Source organism: Chryseobacterium capnotolerans (genome assembly GCF_021278965.1).
In the GTDB taxonomy this organism is placed as follows: Bacteria; Bacteroidota; Bacteroidia; order Flavobacteriales; family Weeksellaceae; genus Chryseobacterium; species Chryseobacterium capnotolerans.
The window spans coordinates 1,038,823-1,062,875 of the sequence record NZ_CP065589.1; the positions used below are offsets into that span (position 1 = coordinate 1,038,823).

The window sequence follows — 24,053 nt, forward strand, 5'->3', positions numbered from 1 at the left end:
CTAAATAAAAAATGACAAAACTAAGCGTAAACATCAATAAGATTGCGACATTAAGAAATGCAAGAGGAGGTGATACACCAAGTGTGACAGAAGCTGCTATAAAGATTCAGGAATTTGGCGGTCAGGGAATTACGATTCACCCAAGACCAGATGAAAGGCATATTACAAGAAAAGACGTGTATGATCTGAAGCCATTGGTGACGACTGAGTTTAATATTGAAGGAAATCCACATCAGTCTTTTATTGACATGGTGTTGGATGTGAAGCCAGAGCAGGTAACTTTGGTTCCGGATGCAGATGACGCCATTACTTCTAATGCAGGCTGGGATACTAAAAAACACCTGGATTATCTTACGGAAATTATTGCAGCATTTAAAAATGCAGGCATCCGTACTTCTATCTTTCTTGATCCTTTGCCAGAGCTAGTAGAATACGCTGCGAAAACCGGAGCAGATAGAATTGAATTGTATACGGAAGCTTATGCAAAAAACTATATATCCAATAAAGAACAGGCGATCAAACCTTATTATGATACTGCTGTTGCAGCTAATGAATTTGGTTTAGGGATCAATGCAGGCCATGATCTCAGCTTAGAAAATCTAAAATATTTCGCGGATAATATTCCGAACCTATTAGAAGTGTCTATTGGGCATGCTTTGGTTTCTGAAGCATTGTATATGGGCTTGGAAAATACGGTTCAGTCTTATTTGAAGAGATTGGCGAAATGGTAAAATAGATGCAGACGTTGAATGTAAACCTTAATGATGAACATGCATTCTGCGTCTTTTAGAATCTGTATCTAAATCTGTTATTTTAAAAATATGGAAATCTTAAACTCAAAAATATTTGGCGAAGAATTAACTGCTGCGCCGCTTTTAGTATTTCATGGATTGTTTGGAATGCTTGATAACTGGGGAAGCTTCGGGAAAGATCTTGGAGAATATCTTCCGGTACACCTAATTGATCTTAGAAACCATGGAAGAAGTTTTCATTCCGATGATATGTCACATGATGATCTGGCGGATGATATTGCCCGTTATATGGCGCATTACGGCATTCAGAAAGCTCATGTTTTAGGGCATTCCTTAGGAGGGAAAGCTGTGATGCAGTTCGCTCTGAAATATCCTGAAAAAGTAGAAAAACTAATTGTAGTAGATATTTCACCAAAAGCATATCCACCGCATCACCAGGGAATTATCAAAGCTCTTGAAACAGTAGATTTCAACACGGTAGCTTCAAGAAACGATGTGGAGGCTGTTTTGAACCAGTACATTCCGGAAAAATCAACAATTCAGTTTTTAACCAAGAATCTGTACTGGGACGATAATAAAAAACTGAATTGGAGATTCAACCTGAAAACACTTTCTGAGAAATATAATGAATTTGTATCCAATGCTGTGAAATTTGGGGTTTTTGAAGGTGAAACTTTGTTTATTGCAGGGGAGAAGTCCAACTATATTTTACCACAGGATGAATATGGGATCAAGCAGCAATTTCCAAAAGCTAAAATTGTTACGGTTAAGAATGCAGGACACTGGGTTCAGGCTGAAAATCCTGTTGATTTTGCTATTGTTGTTAAGAATTTTCTCGATTTGAATTAATAATATACTTTATATTCTGATAATATGTTAAAATTATCTTAAAGTATTAATTTATTTCTCCATAAGTTGAAATTTTTGTACATTCGATTATCAAATAAACAAACATATTAACTTATGGAAAACAAAAACTCAAAAAAGAAACCGTTTTTCGCATCATTTCTTGAAAAACAACTTAAAGATCCTGAAACAGTAAAAGGAGGAACGATTATTACAATTCCAGAGAGAGATGTTATTACAAAGCCGATTATCGATGATGTAACTTCTAAGTTAAACGATATGGAACATACTATGAAATATCCTTCTGATGGAGATGATGATTCAGCTGAATTATAAAATGATTATTTTATAGTAACATATTAACAAAATTGTAACAAAGGGGGAAACTTAACATCTTAAGTTTCCCTTTTTAATAAAATCGGCAAATGATTCTCTGTATCACTCACTCGCAGGATTTTTATACTATTGACCATTTCTTTCAGTACCTTTCTTCTAAAAATATTCCCTATTTCAGATTGAATTCTGATCGACTGAATCATTTTCAGAAGATCAGTATCAGTGAGAGCTCATTTGATATAACGGATGAGGAAGGAAATTCCATCCATTCCAATGAAATTACAGGAGTATGGCATAGAAAAGCATGGCGGATCAGCGTTCCTGAAGAATTGGACCAGGAATACGAGAAAATCTTTCTGAATGAATATGGAAGTCTGCGTTATAATCTGTTTACCCACTTAGAACATCTTCCGTGGATCAATCCTTATGAGCATGAAAAGAAAATCGATGGGAATAAAATGCTTCAGCTCAAAATAGCCAGCAAAAATAATCTAACCATTCCATCTACTATTTTTTCCAATGATGAAGATAAAGTAAAGGCTTTTTTTGACCAGCATTGTTCAGGAAAAGCGATTGCCAAACTTCATGGGGTAACCCGGAAAACAATGAGTGGTGAAAATCTAATCTCCACGATGATTATTGAACAGGAAACACTGGAGAATCTTTCAGATATTATCTACTGTCCCATGATTTTTCAGCCTTATATCAATAAAGAATATGAATTGAGAATCATGTATGTAGATGGGGAATTTTTTACAGGAAAGATCAACAACAGTGAAAATGCAGATTGGAGGGTCGGTCATAAAGATTATTTCTGGATAACTTATGAGCTGCCTGATGAAATCAAAGCTAATCTTACTTCTATGATGAAGGAAATGGGATTGTATACCGGCGCTATTGATATGATCCGTGGGAAAGATGGGAAATATTATTTCCTTGAAGTTAATCCACAAGGAGAATGGGGAATGCTTCAAAAAGAGCTTGGATTTCCTATAGCAGAAAGAATTGCCGATCATCTTATCAAAAGAATTAATATCTATGAATAAAATTTTAATTATAACACATACTGCCGATAATTTTTCCATTGAAAAGGTAACAAAATATATTGAAGAAAACCATTGCGAAGTCATTCGCTTTGATGTTGACCTATATCCTTTACAAAATAAATTGTCCACTGTTTTTCAGGATGGAGAATGGATGACTGTGCTTGAAACAGCTGAAAAAAATACCGATTGGATGATATTTCAGCAGTCTGGTACCGCCGGGCTTATAATATCGGTAAAGGATTAAAAGACGAAATGGAGGCAAAGTTCTATAGTGCAGCTATGGGAGAAATTCGTAATACCTTATTTGGATTCTTTGAATCTATTGATGTTTACTCATTAGGAAAGCCAAGTGTTTATAGAAGGTTGGATAGTAAGGAAGAACAATTGAAAATTGCACAAAAAATCGGACTTACCATTCCGGAAACCTGTCTGACTAATAATCCTGAAGAAGCAAAACAATTTATTCTCAAACATCAGGACGTGGTTGCCAAGATGCAAACAGGATTTGCGATCTATGAAGATGGAGTAGAAAATGTGGTGTTTACCAATGTGGTGAGTGAAGATAAACTGGAAGAGCTTGATTCGTTACTGTATTGTCCAATGCAGTTTCAGAAGATGATTCAAAAGAAAAAAGAGCTGCGGGTAACCATTGTGGGAAGAGATATCTATGCTTTTGAAGTGGATTCTCAACAGTTTGAAGATGCTAAAGTAGATTGGAGGAAAGACGGGGTTAATCTGCTAGATAAATGGAGCCAGACAGAATTACCAGCAGATGTTAAAGAAAAGCTTCTGGAGCTTCTTGATGTTTACAACGTTGATTATGGAGCTATAGATATTATCGTTTCTCCTGAAGATGAATATTATTTTATAGAAATCAATGCTGCCGGAGAATTCTTCTGGCTGGATAATCTTACGGAAGGAAATCTTATCTCTAAGAGTATTGCGGATGTGCTTTGTGACAAAGTGCCGAGAAGAGATAATATTGTAATGGTATAAATGATTATTTTTTTTATATAGTGGTCCTGGAAGCTTTTTAGCTTTCAGGGCTTTTTTTACCACCCTGTCAAAAAACTTAAATGTTCAAAAAACTTTTGTGCCTTTGACTTTGTGGAATCTTCGATTTGTGGTTAAAATAAAATTATTCTGTATTTAAAATTCATATTTTCTGATTTTCAGAATGATAATATTGGTTAAATAAAGTTGAATTTTGCTTTAAAAATCGCAAATTTGCAAAAGCAGTTTTTGGGGTAACTTTTGAAGGAATCTGAAGAATTGCCGGATAGAAAATATTGTCATATTTTAGTCAGCAATCAAGTAACATAATTAATGGTTTTTGTAACGGGCGCAACCGGGATTCTGGGAAGAATAATCGTGCTGGAACTTCTTAAAAGAGGTAAAAATGTACGTGCTTCCAAGAGACCGGGCAGCAATTTAAACGAAGTAAGGCATTCATACGGCTTTTATACAGAGAATCCTGATGATTTTTTCAATAAGATCGAATGGGTAAATGTGGATTTTGATGATATTGATTCTTTGAAAGATGCATTAAATGGAGTAGATGAGGTGTATCATTGTGCTGCAAAAGTAAGTTTTCATCCCAAAGATGAAAAAGAGATGTACCAAACTAATATTAAAGGTACTGAAAACTTATTGTATGCCTGTGAAGGATCAGATGTTAAAAAGTTCCTGCATGTAAGCTCTGTAGCTGTTTTAGATAATTATAATGAAAAGGGAGAGCTGGATGAAGGTTCTGACTTTAATCCGAAATTGGAGCACTCAGCCTATGCTATTTCCAAACATCTATCTGAAATGGAAGCCTGGAGAGCTTCTGCTGAGGGAATGAATGTTGTCATCATCAACCCCGGAATGATCGTGGGAAGTGGCAACTGGACGCAAAGCAGTGGTGAGCTTTTTTCAACTTTTGAAGATAATAGCTTTACTTTTGCAGGCGGATCCGCTTATGTAGATGTAAGAGATGTTGCTAAAACTGCCATAGAGCTCATGGAAAACAATATTTTTGGAGAACGCTTTATCATCGTTTCCGAAAATAACAGATATGCCGATCTGGCCAAACAGATCAGAACCCGATTAGGGCTTAAAGAGGCCAGAATTCTTTCAAGATCAATATTGAACATAGGGAAATGGGCTAATATCCTTTTCGGGTGGTTAATTCCCAAGCTGAAAATGGCTACAGAATCCAATATTGAAGCGATCTCTTCATTCAACACCATTTCCAATCACAAAGTCACGGAGAAGCTGAATTATCGGTTTATTCCCATCCAAGAAAGTATCGACTTTCACCTGAACAATTATATTAACGACAAAAAGCTGAAGAAATGAATCTTGCAGAGGCAATAATCCTTAAAAATGTAGAAAAACATCCTATAAAAGCGGCAATCGGCTTTAAAAAGAAAGAAGCCTGGAAAGAGCTGAGCTGGAAAAAATTCAGTGAAATTATTTTTAAAATGGCCAATGCTTTAAAAGAAGCAGGAGTTCAGGAAAACGATAAAGTGGCTATTTATTCAGATAATTCATCTGAATGGATGATTATGGACCTGGCTGCAATGGCCATTGGAGCAATTACCGTTCCTATTTACTCTACCAATAATGCGGAGCAGGCAGAATATATCATTAAAGATTCAGAAGCTAAGGTGATCCTGGTAGGAAATCAAATGCAATATGATGCCTGCCTGGAAATTTTACATCATGAAGATAACCATCTTGAAACCATCATAATTTCTAAAAAAGCAGTGTGGATCAAGAAAGAATTCAACAGTTTTTATCTTGAAGATTTTATTGCAAAAGCTCCCTCAGAATTGGAGATTTGTAAGAAGGAAAATGAAGATACAGCAACGTTGATCTATACTTCCGGAACTACAGGAACCCCTAAAGGTGTGATGCTTACCCATGGGAATTTTATCAAAGCTTTTGATTCTCACTTTGAATTTTTTAAATTTAAAAACTTTGAAGAAGAACTTTCACTGGCATTTTTACCATTAAGCCATGTGTTTGAAAGAAGCTGGAGCTTGTTATGTCTTTATGGCGGCGCGAGAGTCTATTTCCTTGAAGATCCGAAAAATGTAGCCAAAGCTTTAGAAGAAGTAAAACCTACTGCGATGTGTGCAGTACCGAGATTCTTCCAGAAAGTATATGCCGGTGTGCTGGAAAAGGCAGAAGAAGGCTCTTCATTGAAGAAAAAGATCTTTGACTGGGCTTTAAAAACCGGATGGGAAACTGCAGAACTAAAAAGAAATGAAAGACCGGTTCCTTTTGGATTAAAATTAAAAGAATCCGTGGCAGATATGCTGGTCTTCAGTAAGATCAAAAATAAAATGGGGGAAGATTGTGGTTCTTACCTTGTGGAGGAGCCTCATTATCACCTGAAGTAACCCGATTCTTTGAATCAGTGGGCATCCATGTTACTGTGGGATATGGTTTAACAGAAACTACAGCTACTTTAACGCTTTTCCCTTTAACTCATTTTGAACATGCTACGAGTGGAAAACCATTGCCGGGAGTAGAAATCCGTATCGGGGAAAGTGATGAGATTCAGGCCAGAGGAAACGGAATCATGAAAGGGTACTATAACAGACCCGAAGAAACTGAAAAAGTATTTACAGAAGACGGTTGGTTTAAAACCGGTGATGCAGGTAAAATTGATGATAAAGGTAACCTGATTATTACAGACAGACTCAAGGATCTGATGAAAACTTCTAACGGAAAATATATTGCTCCACAGCAGATTGAAAACCTTCTGACCAATAATAATTTTATCCAGCAGATTATGCTGGTAGCAGAAGGAAGACAGTTTGTATCAGCTTTAATCGTTCCGAATTTTGAGTTTTTACAGGATTATATTAAGAAAAATAATATCCCTTTCACCAATTGGGAAGAAGCCGTAAAAAATGATAAGATCATCAGTCTTTATAAAGAGAAGATTAAAGAACTGCAAACTCATCTTGCTGATTATGAAAAGGTGAAGAAATTCACGCTGATGCCAGCAGAATTTGATATCAATACAGGAGAAATTACTCCAACATTGAAAGTAAAAAGAAATGTGGTTCTTAAAAAATATGCGGATATTATAGAGAAAATGTATTAATCTATTTATAAGTCACAAAAAAACGCAAAAGTTTTAAACACTTAAGTTCCATCACTTAAATTAAACTATGACAACACAATTTATAGGAAAAGAAAATTTTAGCATTCATACATACACCGTTTCAGAGAGCTGCCCTTCTAATATTGCCCTGATTAAATATTGGGGAAAATATGAGAATCAGATTCCGGCCAATCCAAGTATTAGTTATACATTAAATCATTGTAAAACTAATACAACTATGGAGTTTTTAGCAGATGAACCTTTCTCTGTACAAACATTTTTGGCGGGAAATGAAGAAGTGAAGTTTGCTGAAAAAATTGAAAAATACTTCAAAAATATTGAGCAGTATTTACCTTGGATTTTAAAGGGGAAATACATTATCAGAACAGAAAATACATTTCCACACAGTTCAGGGATTGCAAGTTCTGCATCGGGATTCGGAGCTATTGCTAAATGTCTGATGGCATTGGATGAAATATTTACAGGGAAAACCTCTGAACAAGAATCTTTGAGAAAAGCATCATTTTTATCCAGATTAGGAAGCGGTAGTGCATGCAGAAGTTTATACAACGGATTAATTGTTTGGGGAGAAACAGAAGAAGTAGAAGGAAGCTCTGATCTATTTGCTGTTCCTTATCCTGAAACGGAAATTCATGAAGTATTTAAGAGCTTCAATGATTGGGTATTATTGATTCATGAAGGACAGAAAAGCGTTTCTTCAACAGTTGGGCACGGTCTGATGAATACCAATCCATATGCAGAGAGAAGATTCCAGGAAGCAAGAGAAAACTTCGTTCCGATGAAGGAAATTCTGAAAAGCGGAGATATGGAACGCTTTATCAAATTGGTAGAACATGAAGCCCTTACTCTTCACGCCATGATGATGATGAGTGATCCGGCTTTTATCCTGATGAAAACAGGAACGTTAGAAGTAATCAATAAAATCTGGGATTTTAGAAGAGATACTGGCCTGCCATTATTCTTTACTTTGGATGCAGGTGCCAACGTACACCTTTTATTCCCGGCTGATGCTTCAGAAGAGCAGATCAAAACATTTATAGAAGCTGAATTACTACAGCACACTCAAAAGAATGGGGTAGTGAAGGATGTAATGAAGTTTTAAAAACAAAAATAATATTCAATAGGTGGGCTTTAGCTCACCTATTTTATTAATCTTCAGTAACTACAGCATCGCGGTCGCCGTCTTCCTGCTTTCCTTCCTTTATCATTTTTTCCGCTTCAGCTTTTTCTTCAGAATTGGCTGTTTCTACCAGTTCCTCTTGTTCATCATTGTGATGGTCTATGAAAAATTCACAGTATACCGGCAAGTGATCTGATCCGAAATTTTCCAAGGTCTTCAACTGTTTGATGAAAATATCCTCACTGTGAAACATGAGGTCAATAGGGAATCTTAAAAGACGGTATCGGGCATGAAACGTGGAAACAAAAGAATATCCTATTCTCGGATCAATCAGATGACTTATTTTTCTGAAAAGCACCGATGACCTTGACCATGCAACATTATTGAAATCTCCAACGACAATAACCGGTTTTTTGATATCTTTTACCCGTTTGGCTGTACTTAGAAGATCCCCGTCTCTTTCCTTGGAAGTTTCCTCTTCTGTTGGGCTTGGCGGCGGTGGGTGAACGCCAAAGAAGACAAAAGGAAAACCGTCAGTTGCTTCCATATGTATCTCTATACTCGGAATATCATCTGCTACAAAATAATGAGTTTTGGCTTCCTTAATTTCAATCTTTGAATAGAAGTGCATTCCATAAGTGTTTTCAAGAGTTACTTTGTGCTGGTAGGGATATTTTTTTTCCAGGCTTCTCATTGCTTTTTCCCAATCGCTATTGCTTTCCATAGTCATGAAAAAATCAGGCTCATATTTTTCAATAAGGTTAGAAAATCTTTCATATTCCTTATTGAACTGATATACATTGGCTGAAACAAAATGGAGTTTTTCGGAGGATTTATGACGGCGTTTATATTTTTTTACACGATAAAAGCGGGTATATTTAATGAGGGTTTGGCTGTGATAAGCAAATAAAACAAGCAGAAACCCTTGGTAATACCATAAATATTCTTTAGAATCAATTATAAATCCTAATAGAAAAGTAAAAAATATAAGGTAAGTGACCTGTATTTTGGCAAATTCGGGAACCCGGAATATCCAGTGAGAATGCTGAATCATGGGGAGTAGAGTTAAGACCAATAAAAGTATGGTCAGAATCATATAAATAATCCACATATAAAAAATCTTTGGCTGAAATAATTTTGTTACAATTTAAGAAAAAATGGATTTTAAAATCTCATTATCAATTTAAATTTTATTTTACCTATTTTAGTTATTTAAACCTGTTCCTTATGAATAAAATAACAGTAATTCTTTTGGTACTCAGCAGCTTCTGTTTCGGACAACAGAATAGGGAAATTGAGAAACCTATCCGCAACCTGTTTCTTGGCATGAAAAATGCTGATCCTGAGCTTGTAAAAACCGCTTTTGCTGAAAATGCAATTCTGCAGACCATTACAAAGGATGGAACTGTAAAAAGTGATAATATACAGGATTTTATTGCTTCTGTTTCGAAGTTTACAAAGGATGAGCTGGATGAAAGAATTCTGGTAGAAACAATTCATACAGATGGAAATCTGGCTAGTGTGTTTACTCCCTATAGCTTTTATCTGAAAGGAAGACTATCCCATTGCGGAGCCAATAGTTTTCAATTGGTAAAACAGAATAATGAATGGAAGATTCAGTATATTATTGATACCCGAAGAAAAGAAAACTGTAAGGAAATAAAATAATAAAGATCTAATTATTTAATAAAAAATGAAAATCCATCATATTGCCATCATTGGCTCAGACTACGAAGCATCAAAGAAGTTTTATACAGAGATTTTAGGCTTACAGATTGTTCGTGAAGTGTATCGTGAAGAAAGACAGTCTTATAAACTGGATTTGGCCATTGGAGAGCATTATGTGATCGAGCTATTCTCTTTTCCCGATCCTCCAGTAAGACCATCCCGTCCTGAAGCTTGTGGGTTAAGGCATCTTGCCTTTTCTGTAGAAAATGTAACCGAGAAAAGAAACGAGCTGATGGGAAAGGGGCTTAATTGCGAAGAGATCCGAATCGATGAATTTACAGGAAAAGAATTTTTCTTTACCCAGGACCCAGACCAGTTGCCTCTGGAGTTTTACGAAATGTAATTAATGGGCATAACCTGCAAAGAAGCTTACCGCCATAATCGCTAAAACAACGGAAGAAATGAATACATAGATATAATCTTTTTCTTTTAAATAGCCTATTAAAGCAAAGATAATTCTCATTAGTGGAGTAAAGATCAGTAAAAGGATTCCCAATTGAATGATAGCCATTCCTTCTCCTTTGCATAAAGATTCCCAAAAGTGGCTCCATACCTTCTCAGAAGAAGTCCCTACGACAAGACTGGTGTATTTTTTAGGCATTTCAAAACCTTCGGTAAACAGTTTGATGAAGCCGATCAGTGAAGTAGCCACAGACAGAATTACACCCAGTCTAAGGAGGTTTCCTACGGAGCGGTTCAGATCTACATCTGTAAAATTCTTTTTCATTATCTGAAGCTTTTGTTGATACCGTTATACATCATATACACCGAAAGGATGGTAATCACAATGGCGAAAAATACTTTTAATTTTTTCGTTTTAGAAACCATTAGGGTTTTGGAACCGATAAAACTTCCTATTACCACTCCAATCAGTACGGGAGCTGCAATTACAGGGATAATTTCCCCTCTTTGGAAGTAGATCAATGCACTGGCTACAGCTGTTACCCCAATCATAAAATTACTGGTCGTTGTAGAAACTTTGAATGGCAGCTTCATCATATTATCCATTGCCAATACCTTCAATGCCCCAGATCCAATACCTAATAACCCGGACATAGCTCCTGCGAACATCATCATCAAAAATCCAGGCACTGTATTTCTTGCAGAATAGCTTTTCAGTATTCCTTTATCCGGAAAAGTTCCGTAAAGCTTAAGCTTCTCTTCAAGGCTTCCATGGATTAAAGGCTCCTGATGGTCAGGTTTTCCTTTTAAATTTAAAACAACGGTCAAAAGAAGAATACTTGCGAAAATAATTCCTATGGTATTCGGATTAAGCATTCCTGAAACCAAAGCTCCTACAATAGCTCCGGCAGTGGTGGCGATTTCGAGAAACATCCCAATTCTCATATTGGTAAAACCTTCTTTTACAAAAGCTACCGCAGCACCGGAAGAAGTTCCGATCACAGAAATAAGAGAAGCACCGATTGCATAATGCATTGGAACGCCGAATCCCAGCGTTAATAAAGGAATAATAATAACCCCTCCTCCAAGCCCTGTAAGTGAGCCTAAAAGGCCCGCAGAAATAGCGCCAAAGAAGAGTATGATGATTTCTGACATACTACAATTAATGTTACAAATATAAAATTATTGTAGTAGTCTGCCAAACATTTGAAAAAGATAAATTTAACGTATTTTTGTATGCATGAAAAGTGAAATGAAATTATTTTATGTGATCCTTGGTGCAACCCCTAAAGGAAGAAACATAGAGCAGCATGACGTTTTTTTTGGGATTGCTGAAAGTCTGAAGGACTTGGTTCCGGATATGAAAGCCTTCTGGAAAGAAGCGGAAGGAAAGATCCACTTAGATTGTCATCAGGAAGTAAGGTTTGCTAATGGTTACGAAGTGAAGATCGTTGAAAAAGGTGAAAACACCTCAGAAGATCAGTTGTTCTTCCTTAATTTAGGAGGATATAAGCCCGGTTTTTTTGAAGAATTTCATGAGCAGCATCTGATGGTAGGGCAATCGATGGGAGAGATCGTGAAGAGAGCTAAAGCAACAGAATTTTATAAAACTATGGGATTTGAAGGAGCTGTAAGCCATATTGATGATAAACATGGAGTGGATATTGATGATATTTTTAATGTGAATGATATTCTTCCGGAAGCTATGAAAGAAAAATATTCTATTGTTCTTACAAAATCGGATGCTGAAAATCAGGAAAATCCAATGGGACTGGGGTATTTAAAAATTGATAAAATTCAATAAGCGTAAATCTAATAAAAATAAAAAATGAAAATAGGAATTCTGGGAGGCGGACAGCTGGGAAGAATGTTGATACAAAGTGCTTTGAAGTATGATGATGAATTTTATACTCTGGATCCAGCTTCTGATGCACCATGCCATAATATCTCATATTTTACTCAGGGAAATTTCAATAATTATGAGACTGTTCTGAACTTTGGAAAAGATAAGGATGTAGTAACCATTGAAATAGAACACGTCAATGCGGATGCTTTGGCTGAACTTGAAAAGCAGGGAATCAAAGTGGTTCCTAATGCAAGTATCATCAAGACCATTCAGCAAAAGATCCTTCAGAAGGAATTTTATAAAGTTCACGATATCCCGAGCCCGGAATTTCAGGTAGTATGGAACAGTGATGAAAAGATCATGATGCCACTACCTTTTGTTCAGAAAATGAATACAGGCGGTTATGACGGAAAAGGGGTACAGGTGATTAAAACAGAAGATGATTATCAACATCTATGGAAAGAAGCTTCAGTGATTGAAAGCCTTGTAGATATTGATAAAGAGCTTTCTGTAATCGTAGCCAGAAATGAAAGAGGAGAAACCAATACTTTCCCGGTAACGGAAATGGTGGCTGATCCAAAACTTAATCTTTTAGACTTCAATGTATGTCCGGTTTTGCTTACTGAAGATGTTCAGAACCAGATTGATGTTATTACTCAGAAGTTTTTAAACGCAGTAAATTCTCCGGGACTTTTTGCCATTGAATTATTCCTTGATAAAGAAGGGAAGGTTTGGGTGAATGAAACAGCTCCGAGACTGCATAATTCAGGACACCAGAGCCAGGAAGGAAATACCAATTCACAGTTTGAACAGATGTACCGTGTGGTAAAGAATCTTCCTCTAGCGGATACGGATGCTATTACGTATAGCGGAATGCTGAATCTGGTAGGAGCAGAAGGCTACGCAGGAAAAGTAGTATACGAAGGAATGGAAGACGTTTTGAAGTTACCTGAAACTTATATTCATTTATATGGAAAAACTGAAACCAAACCGGGTAGAAAAATGGGGCACATCAATGTTCTTGCAGATTCCAGAGAAGAGCTTATGGAAAAGCTTGTGATGGTGAAGGGAATGGTGAGAGTGATTTCTGAATAATTGAAGCGAAAAAATATAAAAATAGCTGTAGATATGATCTGCAGCTATTTTTGTTTGTATTAGGGTTTCTTGACTATCGTGATAATATCCTTTTTGTAATTGTACTTCATATATGTTCCTAATGCTGGAGAATAAACGGAAAATTCTTCCAGTTTTGTGAGTGGAGCATAAAGTTTGAAAGTGCAAATATCGGTAGCCGAAATAAACGGATTAGTTTTTAAATGACTATGAGTAACCATTGTGGCTACACTGCCATCTTCTGTTTCTGTATGAGCAGGAACTAGTCTTGAATGAATTTTTTGGTTAGAAATAATATCTCCTTTTTTATCTGATACAAAAAGATAATCATTTCCAAATGGAATGATACCGGATTGAGAGGTTCCGGAGATCAGGTATATTTTGTAATTTTCATTAAATGGAATAAGAATCAGATTCAGACTAAAGCCCTGTGGTAATGTTACTTCATATTTCGGATCTGATAATTGTGGAATTACTATGGAATGAATGTTTTTTAAAGTACTTTCTGTATTGTTAAGTTCTCTTTGTTTAAAGCTTTCTTTTACAGGTGATTTTTGATTATCTTTAAAATCATATTCAGCTATAATTTTACTTTGATCTTTACTAAGAAAAATTGTTTTTATGATATCATTTGTCTGGTATGTTAGGTAGCTTCCCATATTTTCACGAAGCTTAGAGTTGCTGTTAGCCAGATCACCTGCACGCCATGAAGCATTTTCATAGGCGAAAAGTAAATCAGCCTCTGTTTTGATGGAGTCTAGTTTCTGTTGAAGCTCTTTTTCAGAATACTTAAGATCCTGTGCGAAGGCCATAGTGGATATAAAGATGAAGAAAAATTTGATAACTTGTTTCATGAATTATTTTTGCGGCAAAATACAAAATTGAAACTAAAGTCTAACACTTATTAGAAGGTACCTCATTAGATATGCTTTCTTTTCTTAAAATCAAATTAAAAAGGAATTTCCAGCGTTCTTCCCTTATATTCTCCTTTTTCAATAGTAAAAAGGGCAACATAAGCACCAGCCCCATCGGAATTCAGCATTGAAATGTATAAAGTATCATTGATGCGGTCGTAATAACAGTTCGTAGATTTATTATTGACCTGGAACAGGTTTTCAAACTCCTTGGCAGGAATCTGAATGGTTTTATCTCCAATTTGTGCAGTAATGGAAAGATAGTGGGTCTTAGGAATGGTTCCGTCTAGTCCCCATACCTGCTGTTCTTTATAGAAATCACCATATAGTGTTGAGGTGAAATCTTTTTCATTTTCTTTAAAATTAAACTTTCCGGAAGTAATATTTACTTTAATGTTTCCTGACTTAAAGACAGCTTTGCCGGCATCACGTGCAATAGATGGAACTTTTTGATAGGATTCTATATATTTCAGCCTTGAATTATGAACATAACCATTGCTTACATTAGCCCAATTCTTATCATTAGGATCAAATATATAAACAATCTCATCCGAATTGATCTTCCCAACAATCTTACTGTTGGCATCTGCATTTTCCCTTATGTTCACATAACCATCTTTATCTACAATCTTTGCAAACTGAGCAAATGATAATTGTACACTTAAAGCGGCTGTTAAAAGGAATATCTTCTTTGTTTTCAATGAATTTTAATTTGGGGTAAAAATAGGTAAAAAGGTTGGGAGTTAGAAGAGGGAGGCTGGAAGCTATTTACAGTCGGAAAATTACTTCCGATTTTCTTAAGAAAAAAGATAACGAAATGGATTCATTATCTATCCTACCCAATAACTTCCAGCCTCCAGCTTCAAAACTTCCTTACTTAAATATTTTCTGAATCACATTTCCGATTTCCACAAAATCTCCATGATTGCCTACAGAACGTATTTCAGGACTGTTTTTATCATATTCGGAGAATGGGAAGATCAAAAGGTAATTATTATCACTTAGATATCTGTTTAGAAGTTCCGGAATAAGCCTCATACGAGGAATATAAGACTGCATCCCACGTTTAGCCATAAAAATAATCAATGCTTCATCATCTTTTAGCTGAGCTGCAGTTTTTTCACCATCCTGCCATGTATTCATAATGATGAATTCAGCTTCTATATTGGCTTTTTTAATGATCTTCTGAAGAATATCCAGAATGTTCTCCGGGGTATAAAAAACAACAGTCGCTCCGGAATTTCTGGCGATATTCCAAACCCTTAAGAGTGCATGGAAGAATCCTGCTTCTTTATGGGCATTCTCAGGAATCATCACAGCGTATTTCTTAATGGTTGAAAGAGGCTGTGCAGCATGATATACCAATACGTTCACATCATCATTCTGAAGGTAGCCATTATAAAGATTATAAACAAAAGATGGTGAAAAGCCTTTCTCATCTTCCAATCCGATAATCAGATCCGTGATTTTTTGTTCTTTGATAACATTGTTTATTCCATTGATAACATCATTATCATATCTTTTAAGAGCCTGTAATTTAACATCAGCCGCTGCTGCTGTATGAGCCGCCTGGTGAAGCAGTTTTTCAGCATTCTTCACGGAAGATTCATTTTTATCTTCATTGATGACATTTAGGGCAAAAAGATCTTCTGTATTGGAATGTGCTTTAATCAGAATTCCCAGATTAACCATTCTCTCCACAGTTTCTTCATGATTGATAGCCAATAGGATACTTTCCTCCTCATGGCTGTCTCCGGAAACAGTGTCTTCATTATCTGACTCGGCAATTTTTTGAGCACTGGACATGGAAATAAATGATGAAATCGTACACGAAATCAGAATCAATAAGATACTTCCGTTCAATACATGTTCATTCAATAATCTTATGGGTTCTCCAGTTTCAGTTTCGGAAAGAATAATATTATAACCTACCATCACTGTGGCTAGCGTTGCAGCGGCAGAAGCAGAACTTAACCCGAAGATAAGTCTTCCCTCTTCCTTTGTAAATTTAAACGTTTTTTGAGTGATTACTGCAGAGATATATTTACCACCGATGGATGCAACCAACATAATGGCTGCTACTTTTAGCGTTTCAAAACTTTTGAAAAATACAGTAAAATCAATCAGCATTCCGACGCTGATCAAAAAGAAAGGAATGAATATAGCATTTCCTACAAATTCTACCCTGTTCATCAAAGAAGAAGTGTGAGGAATTAATCTGTTTAATGCCAATCCGGCAAAGAAAGCCCCGATAATAGCTTCTACACCGGCAAGTTCAGCAAGCATAGCTGCCAGATAGATCATCACCAATACAAAAATATATTGTGAAATTTTATCCTCTACCTTTTTGAAAAACCAACGTCCTATGATGGGAAATAGAATCAAGACAATCAAGGCAAAAAGAATGAAAGAAACAGATAATTTAACCCAAAATGAGGTGCCGACATCTCCCTGAACCATTCCAACCACTACGGCCAATACCAATAATGTAGCAATGTCTGTAATCATCGTTCCTCCCACAGTAATATTAACTGCCTGGTTTTTTGCAATTCCCAGTTTACTGATAAGAGGATAAGTAATAAGAGTCTGCGAAGAAAACAGGCTGGCAAACAAAACGGAGGTTAGCATTGAAAAGTCCAGAAGATAATAAGCGCCCAGATATCCTAAGATAAATGGAAAGATAAATGCATATCCTCCATACCCCAGACTTTTCCATTTGTTTTTTTTGAAATCTCCCATATCGATTTCCAATCCAGCTAAAAACATAATGTAAAGAAGTCCGGTAGTTCCGGTCACTACAATACTGCTGTCTCTGGATAATACATTAAATCCATTGGGGCCGATAATAGCTCCTGCAATGATAAGGCCCAGAAGGTGTGGAACCTTAATTTTATTCAGTAATAAGGGAGCCGCAAGGATGATAATCAGTACTAATAGGAACTTCAGTACCGGATCCTCTATGGGAAGGCTCAGGTTGTGTATACTCAGTAAAATCATAGGTGTTTATTTGGTGGAACGTACTAATTCAACAGAAAACTTAGCGGTACAGCCATCAGAGGTAATGGTTCTTGTTCCTTTGATCTTGTTGTCAGAAATATCATTAAGCAGAACGCTCATTTCTACATTTTTTTAGCGGTAGAATCTGTTTTGAAGGAAAGCCTGATTTCATTATTTTCAAATTTACCGGAATACAGTCTTACCAGATTATTGTTATTGATGATCTTGGTGATAGGCTGGGTAGAGTCGTTATCAAATTCCCAAAGATCCGTACGTTGGTCGCCTACCGCATACTCACTGCAATTGGATTCTGTACAGATTACTTTTCCGTTCCATGGGCCGGAGATCTCTGCGGGCCATGTAGCAACGACTACAGAATCTTTTTTAGCAAAAATACTGTCCCTCATCTTTAAAAGAGACTGGTATTCAGATTCTTTTTTGGCGAATGTTTTTTCTTTTTCCAATAATTGTCTTTCTCTGTCCGTCAGGTTCTTCTCCTTTTCCTTGTAGTCACAGCTTACCAGGATAAAAGAGGCCGCAAGAAGTACAAAAAATGTGTTTTTTAGCATGTTGTATAGGTTGAGTATACAATATAGGGAAAATGGAAGGAATATAAAAACTTCTCCTAAGGTTTAACTGTTTAAGATTGGTCTGAAACAAGTAGCTTTTTTAATAAGTTCACAGTATATTATTCTTCAGGAAAGTGATAAACAGGTTTGTAGTATTTTCTATTATCTTTCCATTTTATTTTTATATAGTGATTACATCTATTTTTGAGATTTCCATGAGCATCAAAAAGAATGGCTGATCTTCCTATATTTATTTCTTCCTGAATGATTTTAGAGGCAAATATGATTCCTTGTGTATCTTGTCCGGCAAAATCTATAATAATATTTACTTTTTTTGAAAGTACAGAATATAAGCTTAATAGCTTCCTCGGATTACCTGGAAGGTTGTGAATTTTTATTTTCTTATTGATCCATTCATATTCATAAATCTTTTGAGAAAATGGGCTATTCAGATCAGCATTTTTCTTCAAATATTCACCAACAGTTATTGGATAAAATATTCTTCTCCATTCAGGTTCCCATAAATAATCAACGAATGTGAAATCATCATAAACAATTGTATCTCTATGTTTAGCTTTCCTTGTAAAAATTGCTGTTAGGTATTGTTCTGTGGAATGAGTGTCATCATTCCCAGTGTAAATACCAATTGTTTCACCTTTACGTAATGTAAATGGCCCAATCGAAAATATGTCTGTCGATATTCCTTTGCATTCAATTAAAATGGGATTCATTAATATTAAGAATTAAAGGTTAAAAAATATTTTTTTATGCAGCTTTCTGTCTTCTGAACATTTCCGGTTTATAATTAATGATGAATACACCACAAATGATTAATGCAGCAGCAAGAATAAATTTCATTGAAATTTGTTCATCCATAATCAGCCAGCCCAGGAATATGGCAATAATGGTATTGATATAAGCCAATATGGAAACCTGTACAGGAGAAATTTTAGTTAAAGCATAATGGAATGCAAAAAAAGCAGCTACAGAACCAAAAATAGAAAGGTATAACATCGCTGAAATACTTTTCAAGGTCCAGTTTCCGAAGTTATAGTTCTCCGAAAATAGAAAAGCAAGGATCATTTGAACAATGCCTGCAAACAGGAACTGGTAAAACAGGTTCAGAGTGATATTTCCGCTTTGGATATTGAGTTTCTTGGTAAAAATCGTTCCTGAGGCCCATCCTGAAATAGCACAGAAAAGGAAGATCATACCCATCCTGTAATCGGGGTTGGCCAGATCCTGCAGACCATCCCAGAAAATAAACAGAATGCCGCTGAAACACATCAAAACACCAAGAAAAGCACGGATGCTGAACTTTTGTAAACCAACAGCTACACTTCCTAAGAAGACCAGAATAGGGGAGCAGGCACTGATAAGAGAGGCCAGGCTGCTTGATACGGTTTCTTCAGCAACAGTAGTCATTCCGTTAGCGATGACCAGCATTAAGGTGGCAAAAATAATCTGATAGCCTAAACTTTTCCAGCCAATCCATTTGAATTCCTTTCTTGAAAGAAGGAGAATCAGCATAATGATTGAGGCCAGAAACTGACGGATTCCGGCTACGAACCACGCCGGAATAGTTTCCACAGCCATACGTATGGCTAAAAATGTAGTTCCCCATACAAAAGCAACGGTGAGAACGGCGAAAATAAGTTTATAATCTTTCAAAGTAAAATGAAGTGTAACAAGCAAATGTAACAGTTTTTTAATGATGAAGATGGGTACAGTTGAAAAGATTTTTGATGATACAGATGTAAGGATGGAAGTTGGAAGTTGGAAGTTGGAAGCTGGAGGATGGAGGATGGAAGTTATCGCAGGTTTTAGAGAAATTGAGATATGAAATAGATAAAGAGGGATACCGTTTTTGGAGATGCTTAGATGATAGGGTAGATGGAAGGGCGGAGTTTTACTGATTTTCGTAGGAGTTACAGGATGAAAAGAATGATATTAGATTGTTCGGCAATAAACTTCCAGCTTCCAGTCTCCTAATTTCCAGCTTTATTTTTTATCTTTGAACATCTAATAAAAATTGAAGATGGTAGGTATTATTATGGGCAGTCAGAGTGATCTGCCGATCATGGAACAGGCTGCAAATTTCCTTAAAAGCCTGGATATTCCTTATGAATTGACTGTAGTTTCGGCTCACAGAACACCAGAAAGAATGTTTGATTATGCAAAGACGGCTCAGGATAGAGGTCTTAAAGTAATTGTTGCCGGAGCAGGAGGAGCGGCTCATCTTCCGGGAATGGTGGCAAGCTGTACAACACTTCCGGTAATTGGAGTTCCTATTTTATCCAGCAATTCTATTGATGGATGGGATTCTGTACTTTCAATTCTTCAGATGCCTGGTGGGATTCCGGTGGCTACCGTAGCGTTAAATGGTGCATTGAATGCAGGGATTTTAGCCGCTAAAATTATTGGAAGCGGAAATGAGGAAGTGGCTGCAAAACTTCAAAAATATCAGGATTCTTTGAAAGATAAAGTATTGGGGACTGTGGAAGATATCAAAGCACAGCATCCTAATCACTTTGATCAATAGCTTATGTCTAAATTCAGTATATATAAAAGCCTCGCAGGGAAGCGAGGCTTTCTTATTTTTATTTTTTAATGAATTTTTAAATGCGGTGTATTGGGCTTCGAATGAACAGGGAAGCGATAATCCCCAAAAACTGTTAAGGTTTGAATATTGATTTGGTGTGAAATAAATAACTCTCCCTGTGTGGGAGAGTTTCTATATTATTCCTGAAGCATATTGTCTCGGGTATTTTTCTGAACGGCAATAGCACCAAATAGCGCCAAAAGGAAAGCGAAGGCATAAAATCCTTTTTCACTTGGGAGTATGGTGGCATTCCAAAGTCCAATCGCCAGCAATACGATAGAGGATAAGGTAGCAAACCAACAGATGCCATAATAAATGTCCGTTACCTGGATATTTTCTAATCTGTCACGAACTGCTTTCTGTAAAGATACAACGGCAAATAAACCATATAATAAGATTGTAAAATAGTAACCTTTTTCATTCAGCTGCATTTCTGCTCTTGCAAGACCTACGATATAGCCGATCATTCCTGCTCCCAATGCGACCCAAGAGGCTGCGACAAATGCATTTGATACTCTTTGTTTTTTCATGAATTTAATGTTTTGTTTAAAGAGCTAAATATATTCATTTTTTGTTAACATTGTTGCCATCAGTAGAAAATATGGGAAAAATACGGAGTGATAAACCTATGATCTTCATCTTCCGTCTTATTATGTATAAGCTGGTAATCTGCTTTTAAAAAAGCAAAATGTTCCTAACCTGGATAGGCTGTATATTGTTTTTGTAAAGTAATATATTCGTAATTATACTCTATCAAGGTCTTACCATTAGCCTCTTTTCCTATGACCTTAGAAGGTAATTGAGAGCTATTGTATTGAATTTCATAGGTTATATTTTGAATCTCAATCCAATTTCCTTCACTATCCTTACGGCTTATTTTTTCTGACGTATAATTATTTTGACTTAAAAATTGTGTACCAGCCAAATAAGTTCTAAAGTATGTATTGGTCAGAGAATAAGGATTGATCTTGTTATCGTAGGAAAACTCTCTTTTAAAAGTAAATGGACCACCTATATTATCACTGAATGAGATTTCTGTTGAAACATTATCACCGCTGTAAGTATATGATGAAGTAGATGGAATGGTGCAATTTAATGAAGAACAAAGGGAAGTACCAGTGATTTTATCATTGTTATAGGTGTACAATTTTGTTGTGTTACCATTAGAATCTGGATAGATTGATTTAATTGTGGTTAGCTGATTTTCATTATAAGTGCAGGTGGTATAATAAGCACTTGTTCCATCTGTATTATAGTAATTTGTTTTTGAAAGTTTTCCGGTAGTATCATATTCAAAGCTTGTTGATCTGCCTTGTGATGAAACTTTGATTAATTGTTTTTTACTGTTATAATCAAATGTTACTACACTTGTATTAATATTAGAAGGATTAGTATAATTAACAGTTGTGACTTTACTTAAGAATATTTTAGCTTCTGGATTATTTGGGGTATCATTATCATCATTACCGCTGCAGCTGCTAAAGAATAAGACTGAGCTTAGGGCTCCTAGAAATAAGTAAGTTTTCATAGTATATTTTTTGCACTCAAAAATAGAAAATGTTCTGAGGGTAGGGAATAAAAAATCCCACTATTTCAAAATAGTGGGATAATATCATATTTAGGATCTTAATATCTGTAGTATTCTGGCTTGAATGGGCCTTTTACATCTACTCCGATATACTCAGCTTGCTCAGGAGAAAGTGTCTCAAGCTCTACGCTTAATTTCTTAAGGTGTAAAGCAGCTACTTTTTCGTCTAAGTGCTTAGGTAGCATATATACTTCGTTTTTGTAGGCTGTAGAATTGTTCCATAGCTCGATCTGCGCCAAAGTCTGGTTAGAGAAAGAGTTAGACATTACGAAACTTGGGTGACCTGTAGCACATCCAAGGTTTACCAGTCTTCCTTCTGCAAGGATGATTACTTCTTTTCCTTCGATGGTATAGATATCTACCTGAGGCTTCACTTCAGATTTAGTCTGACCGTAGTTTTGGTTTAACCAAGCCATATCGATTTCGTTATCGAAGTGACCAATGTTACAAACGATTGCTTTATCTTTCATCTTAAGGAAGTGCTCTCCTCTTACGATGTTGAAGTTACCTGTTGTAGTAATAATGATATCTGCGTTATCTACCACAGTATCCAATCTTTTTACTTCATAACCGTCCATTGCAGCCTGAAGCGCACAGATTGGGTCAATTTCAGTAACAGTAACGATAGAACCAGCTCCTCTGAAAGAAGCAGCAGTACCTTTACCTACGTCTCCGTATCCGCAAACTACGACTCTTTTTCCAGCTAACATGACGTCAGTAGCTCTTCTTACAGCATCTACTGCAGATTCTTTACATCCGTATTTGTTGTCGAATTTAGATTTAGTTACAGAGTCGTTTACGTTGATAGCAGGCATTACCAAAGTTCCGTTCTTCATTCTTTCATATAGCCTGTGAACTCCGGTAGTGGTTTCTTCAGAAAGACCTTTGATATCTTTTGTGAATTCAGGGTATTTATCAAAAACCATGTTTGTTAAATCTCCACCATCATCAAGGATCATGTTCAATGGCTTTCTGTCTTCTCCAAAGAATAAAGTCTGCTCAATACACCAGTCAAATTCTTCTTCATTTAAACCTTTCCAGGCGTAAACCGGAATTCCTGCAGCCGCAATAGCTGCAGCAGCGTGATCCTGTGTAGAGAAAATATTACAAGATGACCAGGTAACTTCAGCTCCTAAAGCTACCAATGTCTCGATAAGCACAGCCGTTTGGATCGTCATGTGAAGACATCCAGCGATTCTTGCTCCTTTAAGCGGTTGAGATGGTCCGTACTCTTCACGGATAGCCATCAAACCTGGCATTTCTGCTTCTGCAAGGGTAATTTCTTTTCTTCCCCATTCTGCAAGGGAGATATCCTTAACTTTATAAGGAACGTATTGTGTTGTTGTACTCATATGTAATGAATAAATTTAAATTCAATTGATAACGAAAGGCAAAATTACAATTTATAATTAAGATAAAAAAACGGCAGATCAATTTCAGTTTCATGAGATTAAACATAGCTTAAAATTATTTAGTCTTAATATAAATAGTTACTTTTAGATGATAAATACTATATTATGAATACTACTCATACAGAGAAAAAAGCAAAGCCTGTTACTCCTAAGGTAAAAGAGTTAATTGAGAGATCAAAAAGTCTAATCCTGGCTACTGTAGATGCAGAAGGAAATCCTAATTCCAGCTATGCACCGTTTGTACAGGTTGGTAATACATTTTATATCCTGGTTTCTTTTATGGCAAGGCACACTAAAAATCTTTCTGAAGGAAGAAAAACTTCAATCATGTTTATTGAAGATGAGTCTGCTACCAAACAGATCTATGCCAGAGAGCGTTTAACAATAGAAGCAGCCACTTCACAGATTGAAAGAGAGTCTGAAACATGGACTCATGCGGTAACAAAATTAAAAGAGACTCACGGAAAAGTGGTGGATGTCATTTCTGAAATGGGAGATTTTATCTTAATTGCTTTACAGCCGGTAAAAGGTTCTTATGTAAACGGATTTGGAAGCGCTTATTTTGTAGATGCCAATCTGGAAATTATAGAGCATAGAAATGATGCGAATCATCAGTCGAAATAAATAAGAAGGGAAGCTGGAAGAGGGATGCTGGAAGT

General features: G+C 36.1%; 25 protein-coding genes and 2 pseudogenes. 15 read left to right on the forward strand and 12 right to left on the reverse strand.

What is annotated here, in order from left to right; translation table 11 throughout:
- Positions 1-11: 11 nt before the first annotated feature.
- The 8 genes and pseudogenes from H5J24_RS04810 (at position 12) to H5J24_RS04850 (ending at position 8,205) form a co-directional block, all read left to right on the forward strand.
- Positions 12-731, forward strand: coding sequence for a pyridoxine 5'-phosphate synthase (locus H5J24_RS04810; protein ID WP_068944164.1), 720 nt, complete (start codon positions 12-14; stop codon positions 729-731).
- A 90-nt stretch (positions 732-821) separates the two neighbouring features.
- Positions 822-1,601, forward strand: coding sequence for an alpha/beta fold hydrolase (locus H5J24_RS04815; protein WP_068944163.1), 780 nt, complete (start codon positions 822-824; stop codon positions 1,599-1,601).
- 114 nt (positions 1,602-1,715) lie between these two features.
- Positions 1,716-1,934: a microviridin/marinostatin family tricyclic proteinase inhibitor gene (locus tag H5J24_RS04820; RefSeq protein WP_068944162.1), complete on the forward strand. Its 219-nt coding sequence runs from the start codon at positions 1,716-1,718 to the stop codon at positions 1,932-1,934.
- A gap of 89 nt (positions 1,935-2,023) precedes the next feature.
- Entirely contained in the window at positions 2,024-2,980 is a 957-nt protein-coding gene (locus H5J24_RS04825) for an MvdC/MvdD family ATP grasp protein (RefSeq protein WP_068944161.1), read from the forward strand.
- A pseudogene (locus H5J24_RS04835) lies at positions 2,973-3,976 on the forward strand (MvdD family ATP-grasp ribosomal peptide maturase). Before H5J24_RS04825 ends, H5J24_RS04835 begins: the two are co-directional and overlap by 8 nt.
- A 330-nt stretch (positions 3,977-4,306) precedes the next feature.
- Positions 4,307-5,320 (forward strand): NAD-dependent epimerase/dehydratase family protein, encoded by a 1,014-nt coding sequence (locus tag H5J24_RS04840; RefSeq protein WP_068944159.1) that lies wholly within the window; start codon positions 4,307-4,309, stop codon positions 5,318-5,320.
- Positions 5,317-7,082, forward strand: a pseudogene (locus H5J24_RS04845) (AMP-dependent synthetase/ligase). Before H5J24_RS04840 ends, H5J24_RS04845 begins: the two are co-directional and overlap by 4 nt.
- A 67-nt stretch (positions 7,083-7,149) precedes the next feature.
- Entirely contained in the window at positions 7,150-8,205 is a 1,056-nt protein-coding gene (locus tag H5J24_RS04850; RefSeq protein ID WP_068944157.1) for a diphosphomevalonate decarboxylase, read from the forward strand.
- A gap of 46 nt (positions 8,206-8,251) precedes the next feature.
- On the opposite strand, the gene H5J24_RS04855 is transcribed toward H5J24_RS04850, so the two are convergent.
- Complete coding sequence (locus tag H5J24_RS04855) at positions 8,252-9,277, reverse strand: endonuclease/exonuclease/phosphatase family protein (protein ID WP_228407655.1); 1,026 nt, start codon at positions 9,275-9,277, stop codon at positions 8,252-8,254.
- A gap of 173 nt (positions 9,278-9,450) precedes the next feature.
- On the opposite strand from H5J24_RS04855, the gene H5J24_RS04860 reads away from it, so the two are divergent.
- Both H5J24_RS04860 and gloA2 read left to right on the forward strand, forming a co-directional pair.
- Positions 9,451-9,891: a nuclear transport factor 2 family protein gene (locus H5J24_RS04860; protein ID WP_068944155.1), complete on the forward strand. Its 441-nt coding sequence runs from the start codon at positions 9,451-9,453 to the stop codon at positions 9,889-9,891.
- A gap of 25 nt (positions 9,892-9,916) precedes the next feature.
- Positions 9,917-10,294: an SMU1112c/YaeR family gloxylase I-like metalloprotein gene (gene gloA2, locus H5J24_RS04865; protein WP_068944154.1), complete on the forward strand. Its 378-nt coding sequence runs from the start codon at positions 9,917-9,919 to the stop codon at positions 10,292-10,294.
- On the opposite strand, the gene H5J24_RS04870 is transcribed toward gloA2, so the two are convergent.
- Positions 10,295-10,678: a DUF1634 domain-containing protein gene (locus H5J24_RS04870; protein WP_068944153.1), complete on the reverse strand. Its 384-nt coding sequence runs from the start codon at positions 10,676-10,678 to the stop codon at positions 10,295-10,297.
- Positions 10,678-11,508, reverse strand: a complete 831-nt coding sequence (locus tag H5J24_RS04875) for a sulfite exporter TauE/SafE family protein (protein ID WP_068944152.1) — start codon at positions 11,506-11,508, stop codon at positions 10,678-10,680. The genes H5J24_RS04870 and H5J24_RS04875 overlap by 1 nt, the downstream gene beginning before the upstream one ends.
- Before the next feature lie 97 nt (positions 11,509-11,605).
- Here H5J24_RS04875 and H5J24_RS04880 point away from each other — a divergent pair, with 97 nt between their 5' ends.
- Both H5J24_RS04880 and H5J24_RS04885 read left to right on the forward strand, forming a co-directional pair.
- Positions 11,606-12,157 (forward strand): DUF1543 domain-containing protein, encoded by a 552-nt coding sequence (locus H5J24_RS04880; RefSeq protein WP_068945161.1) that lies wholly within the window; start codon positions 11,606-11,608, stop codon positions 12,155-12,157.
- 24 nt (positions 12,158-12,181) lie between these two features.
- Positions 12,182-13,294, forward strand: coding sequence for a 5-(carboxyamino)imidazole ribonucleotide synthase (locus tag H5J24_RS04885; protein ID WP_068944151.1), 1,113 nt, complete (start codon positions 12,182-12,184; stop codon positions 13,292-13,294).
- Positions 13,295-13,353: 59 nt separating this feature from the next.
- Here H5J24_RS04885 and H5J24_RS04890 read toward each other — a convergent pair whose 3' ends face one another.
- From H5J24_RS04890 to H5J24_RS04915, 6 genes are all read right to left on the reverse strand, one after another.
- A complete protein-coding gene (locus tag H5J24_RS04890; RefSeq protein WP_068944150.1) occupies positions 13,354-14,166 on the reverse strand; it encodes a hypothetical protein in 813 nt (270 codons plus the stop codon).
- Positions 14,167-14,261: 95 nt separating this feature from the next.
- Positions 14,262-14,927 carry an SH3 domain-containing protein gene (locus H5J24_RS04895; RefSeq protein WP_068944149.1) on the reverse strand — a complete coding sequence of 222 codons (666 nt, stop codon included), beginning with the start codon at positions 14,925-14,927 and terminating at the stop codon, positions 14,262-14,264.
- A gap of 172 nt (positions 14,928-15,099) precedes the next feature.
- On the reverse strand, positions 15,100-17,223 hold the full coding sequence (locus tag H5J24_RS04900; RefSeq protein WP_068944148.1) for a cation:proton antiporter: 2,124 nt from the start codon (positions 17,221-17,223) through the stop codon (positions 15,100-15,102).
- 122 nt (positions 17,224-17,345) lie between these two features.
- The gene (locus tag H5J24_RS04905; protein WP_232816076.1) at positions 17,346-17,792 is read right to left on the reverse strand and encodes a hypothetical protein; all 447 of its coding nucleotides are present in this window, start codon (positions 17,790-17,792) and stop codon (positions 17,346-17,348) included.
- Between the two features lie 119 nt (positions 17,793-17,911).
- Positions 17,912-18,523, reverse strand: coding sequence for a hypothetical protein (locus H5J24_RS04910; protein ID WP_068944146.1), 612 nt, complete (start codon positions 18,521-18,523; stop codon positions 17,912-17,914).
- A 34-nt stretch (positions 18,524-18,557) separates the two neighbouring features.
- Positions 18,558-19,463, reverse strand: coding sequence for a DMT family transporter (locus tag H5J24_RS04915; RefSeq protein ID WP_068944145.1), 906 nt, complete (start codon positions 19,461-19,463; stop codon positions 18,558-18,560).
- Positions 19,464-19,503: 40 nt separating this feature from the next.
- On the opposite strand from H5J24_RS04915, the gene H5J24_RS25480 reads away from it, so the two are divergent.
- Complete coding sequence (locus H5J24_RS25480; protein WP_262495893.1) at positions 19,504-19,635, forward strand: hypothetical protein; 132 nt, start codon at positions 19,504-19,506, stop codon at positions 19,633-19,635.
- A 195-nt stretch (positions 19,636-19,830) separates the two neighbouring features.
- Positions 19,831-20,334 (forward strand): 5-(carboxyamino)imidazole ribonucleotide mutase, encoded by a 504-nt coding sequence (gene purE, locus H5J24_RS04920; protein ID WP_068944144.1) that lies wholly within the window; start codon positions 19,831-19,833, stop codon positions 20,332-20,334.
- Positions 20,335-20,531: 197 nt separating this feature from the next.
- Here the strand turns inward: purE and yiaA are convergent, their stop codons facing one another.
- The 3 genes from yiaA to ahcY form a co-directional block, all read right to left on the reverse strand.
- Entirely contained in the window at positions 20,532-20,924 is a 393-nt protein-coding gene (yiaA, locus tag H5J24_RS04925) for an inner membrane protein YiaA (RefSeq protein WP_068944143.1), read from the reverse strand.
- 164 nt (positions 20,925-21,088) lie between these two features.
- The gene (locus tag H5J24_RS04930; protein ID WP_068944142.1) at positions 21,089-21,922 is read right to left on the reverse strand and encodes a hypothetical protein; all 834 of its coding nucleotides are present in this window, start codon (positions 21,920-21,922) and stop codon (positions 21,089-21,091) included.
- 98 nt (positions 21,923-22,020) lie between these two features.
- Positions 22,021-23,334 (reverse strand): adenosylhomocysteinase, encoded by a 1,314-nt coding sequence (gene ahcY, locus H5J24_RS04935; RefSeq protein WP_068944141.1) that lies wholly within the window; start codon positions 23,332-23,334, stop codon positions 22,021-22,023.
- A 165-nt stretch (positions 23,335-23,499) separates the two neighbouring features.
- Between ahcY and H5J24_RS04940 the strand changes: the two genes are divergently transcribed.
- Complete coding sequence (locus H5J24_RS04940) at positions 23,500-24,018, forward strand: pyridoxamine 5'-phosphate oxidase family protein (RefSeq protein ID WP_068944140.1); 519 nt, start codon at positions 23,500-23,502, stop codon at positions 24,016-24,018.
- The last annotated feature ends 35 nt before the right edge of the window (positions 24,019-24,053 follow it).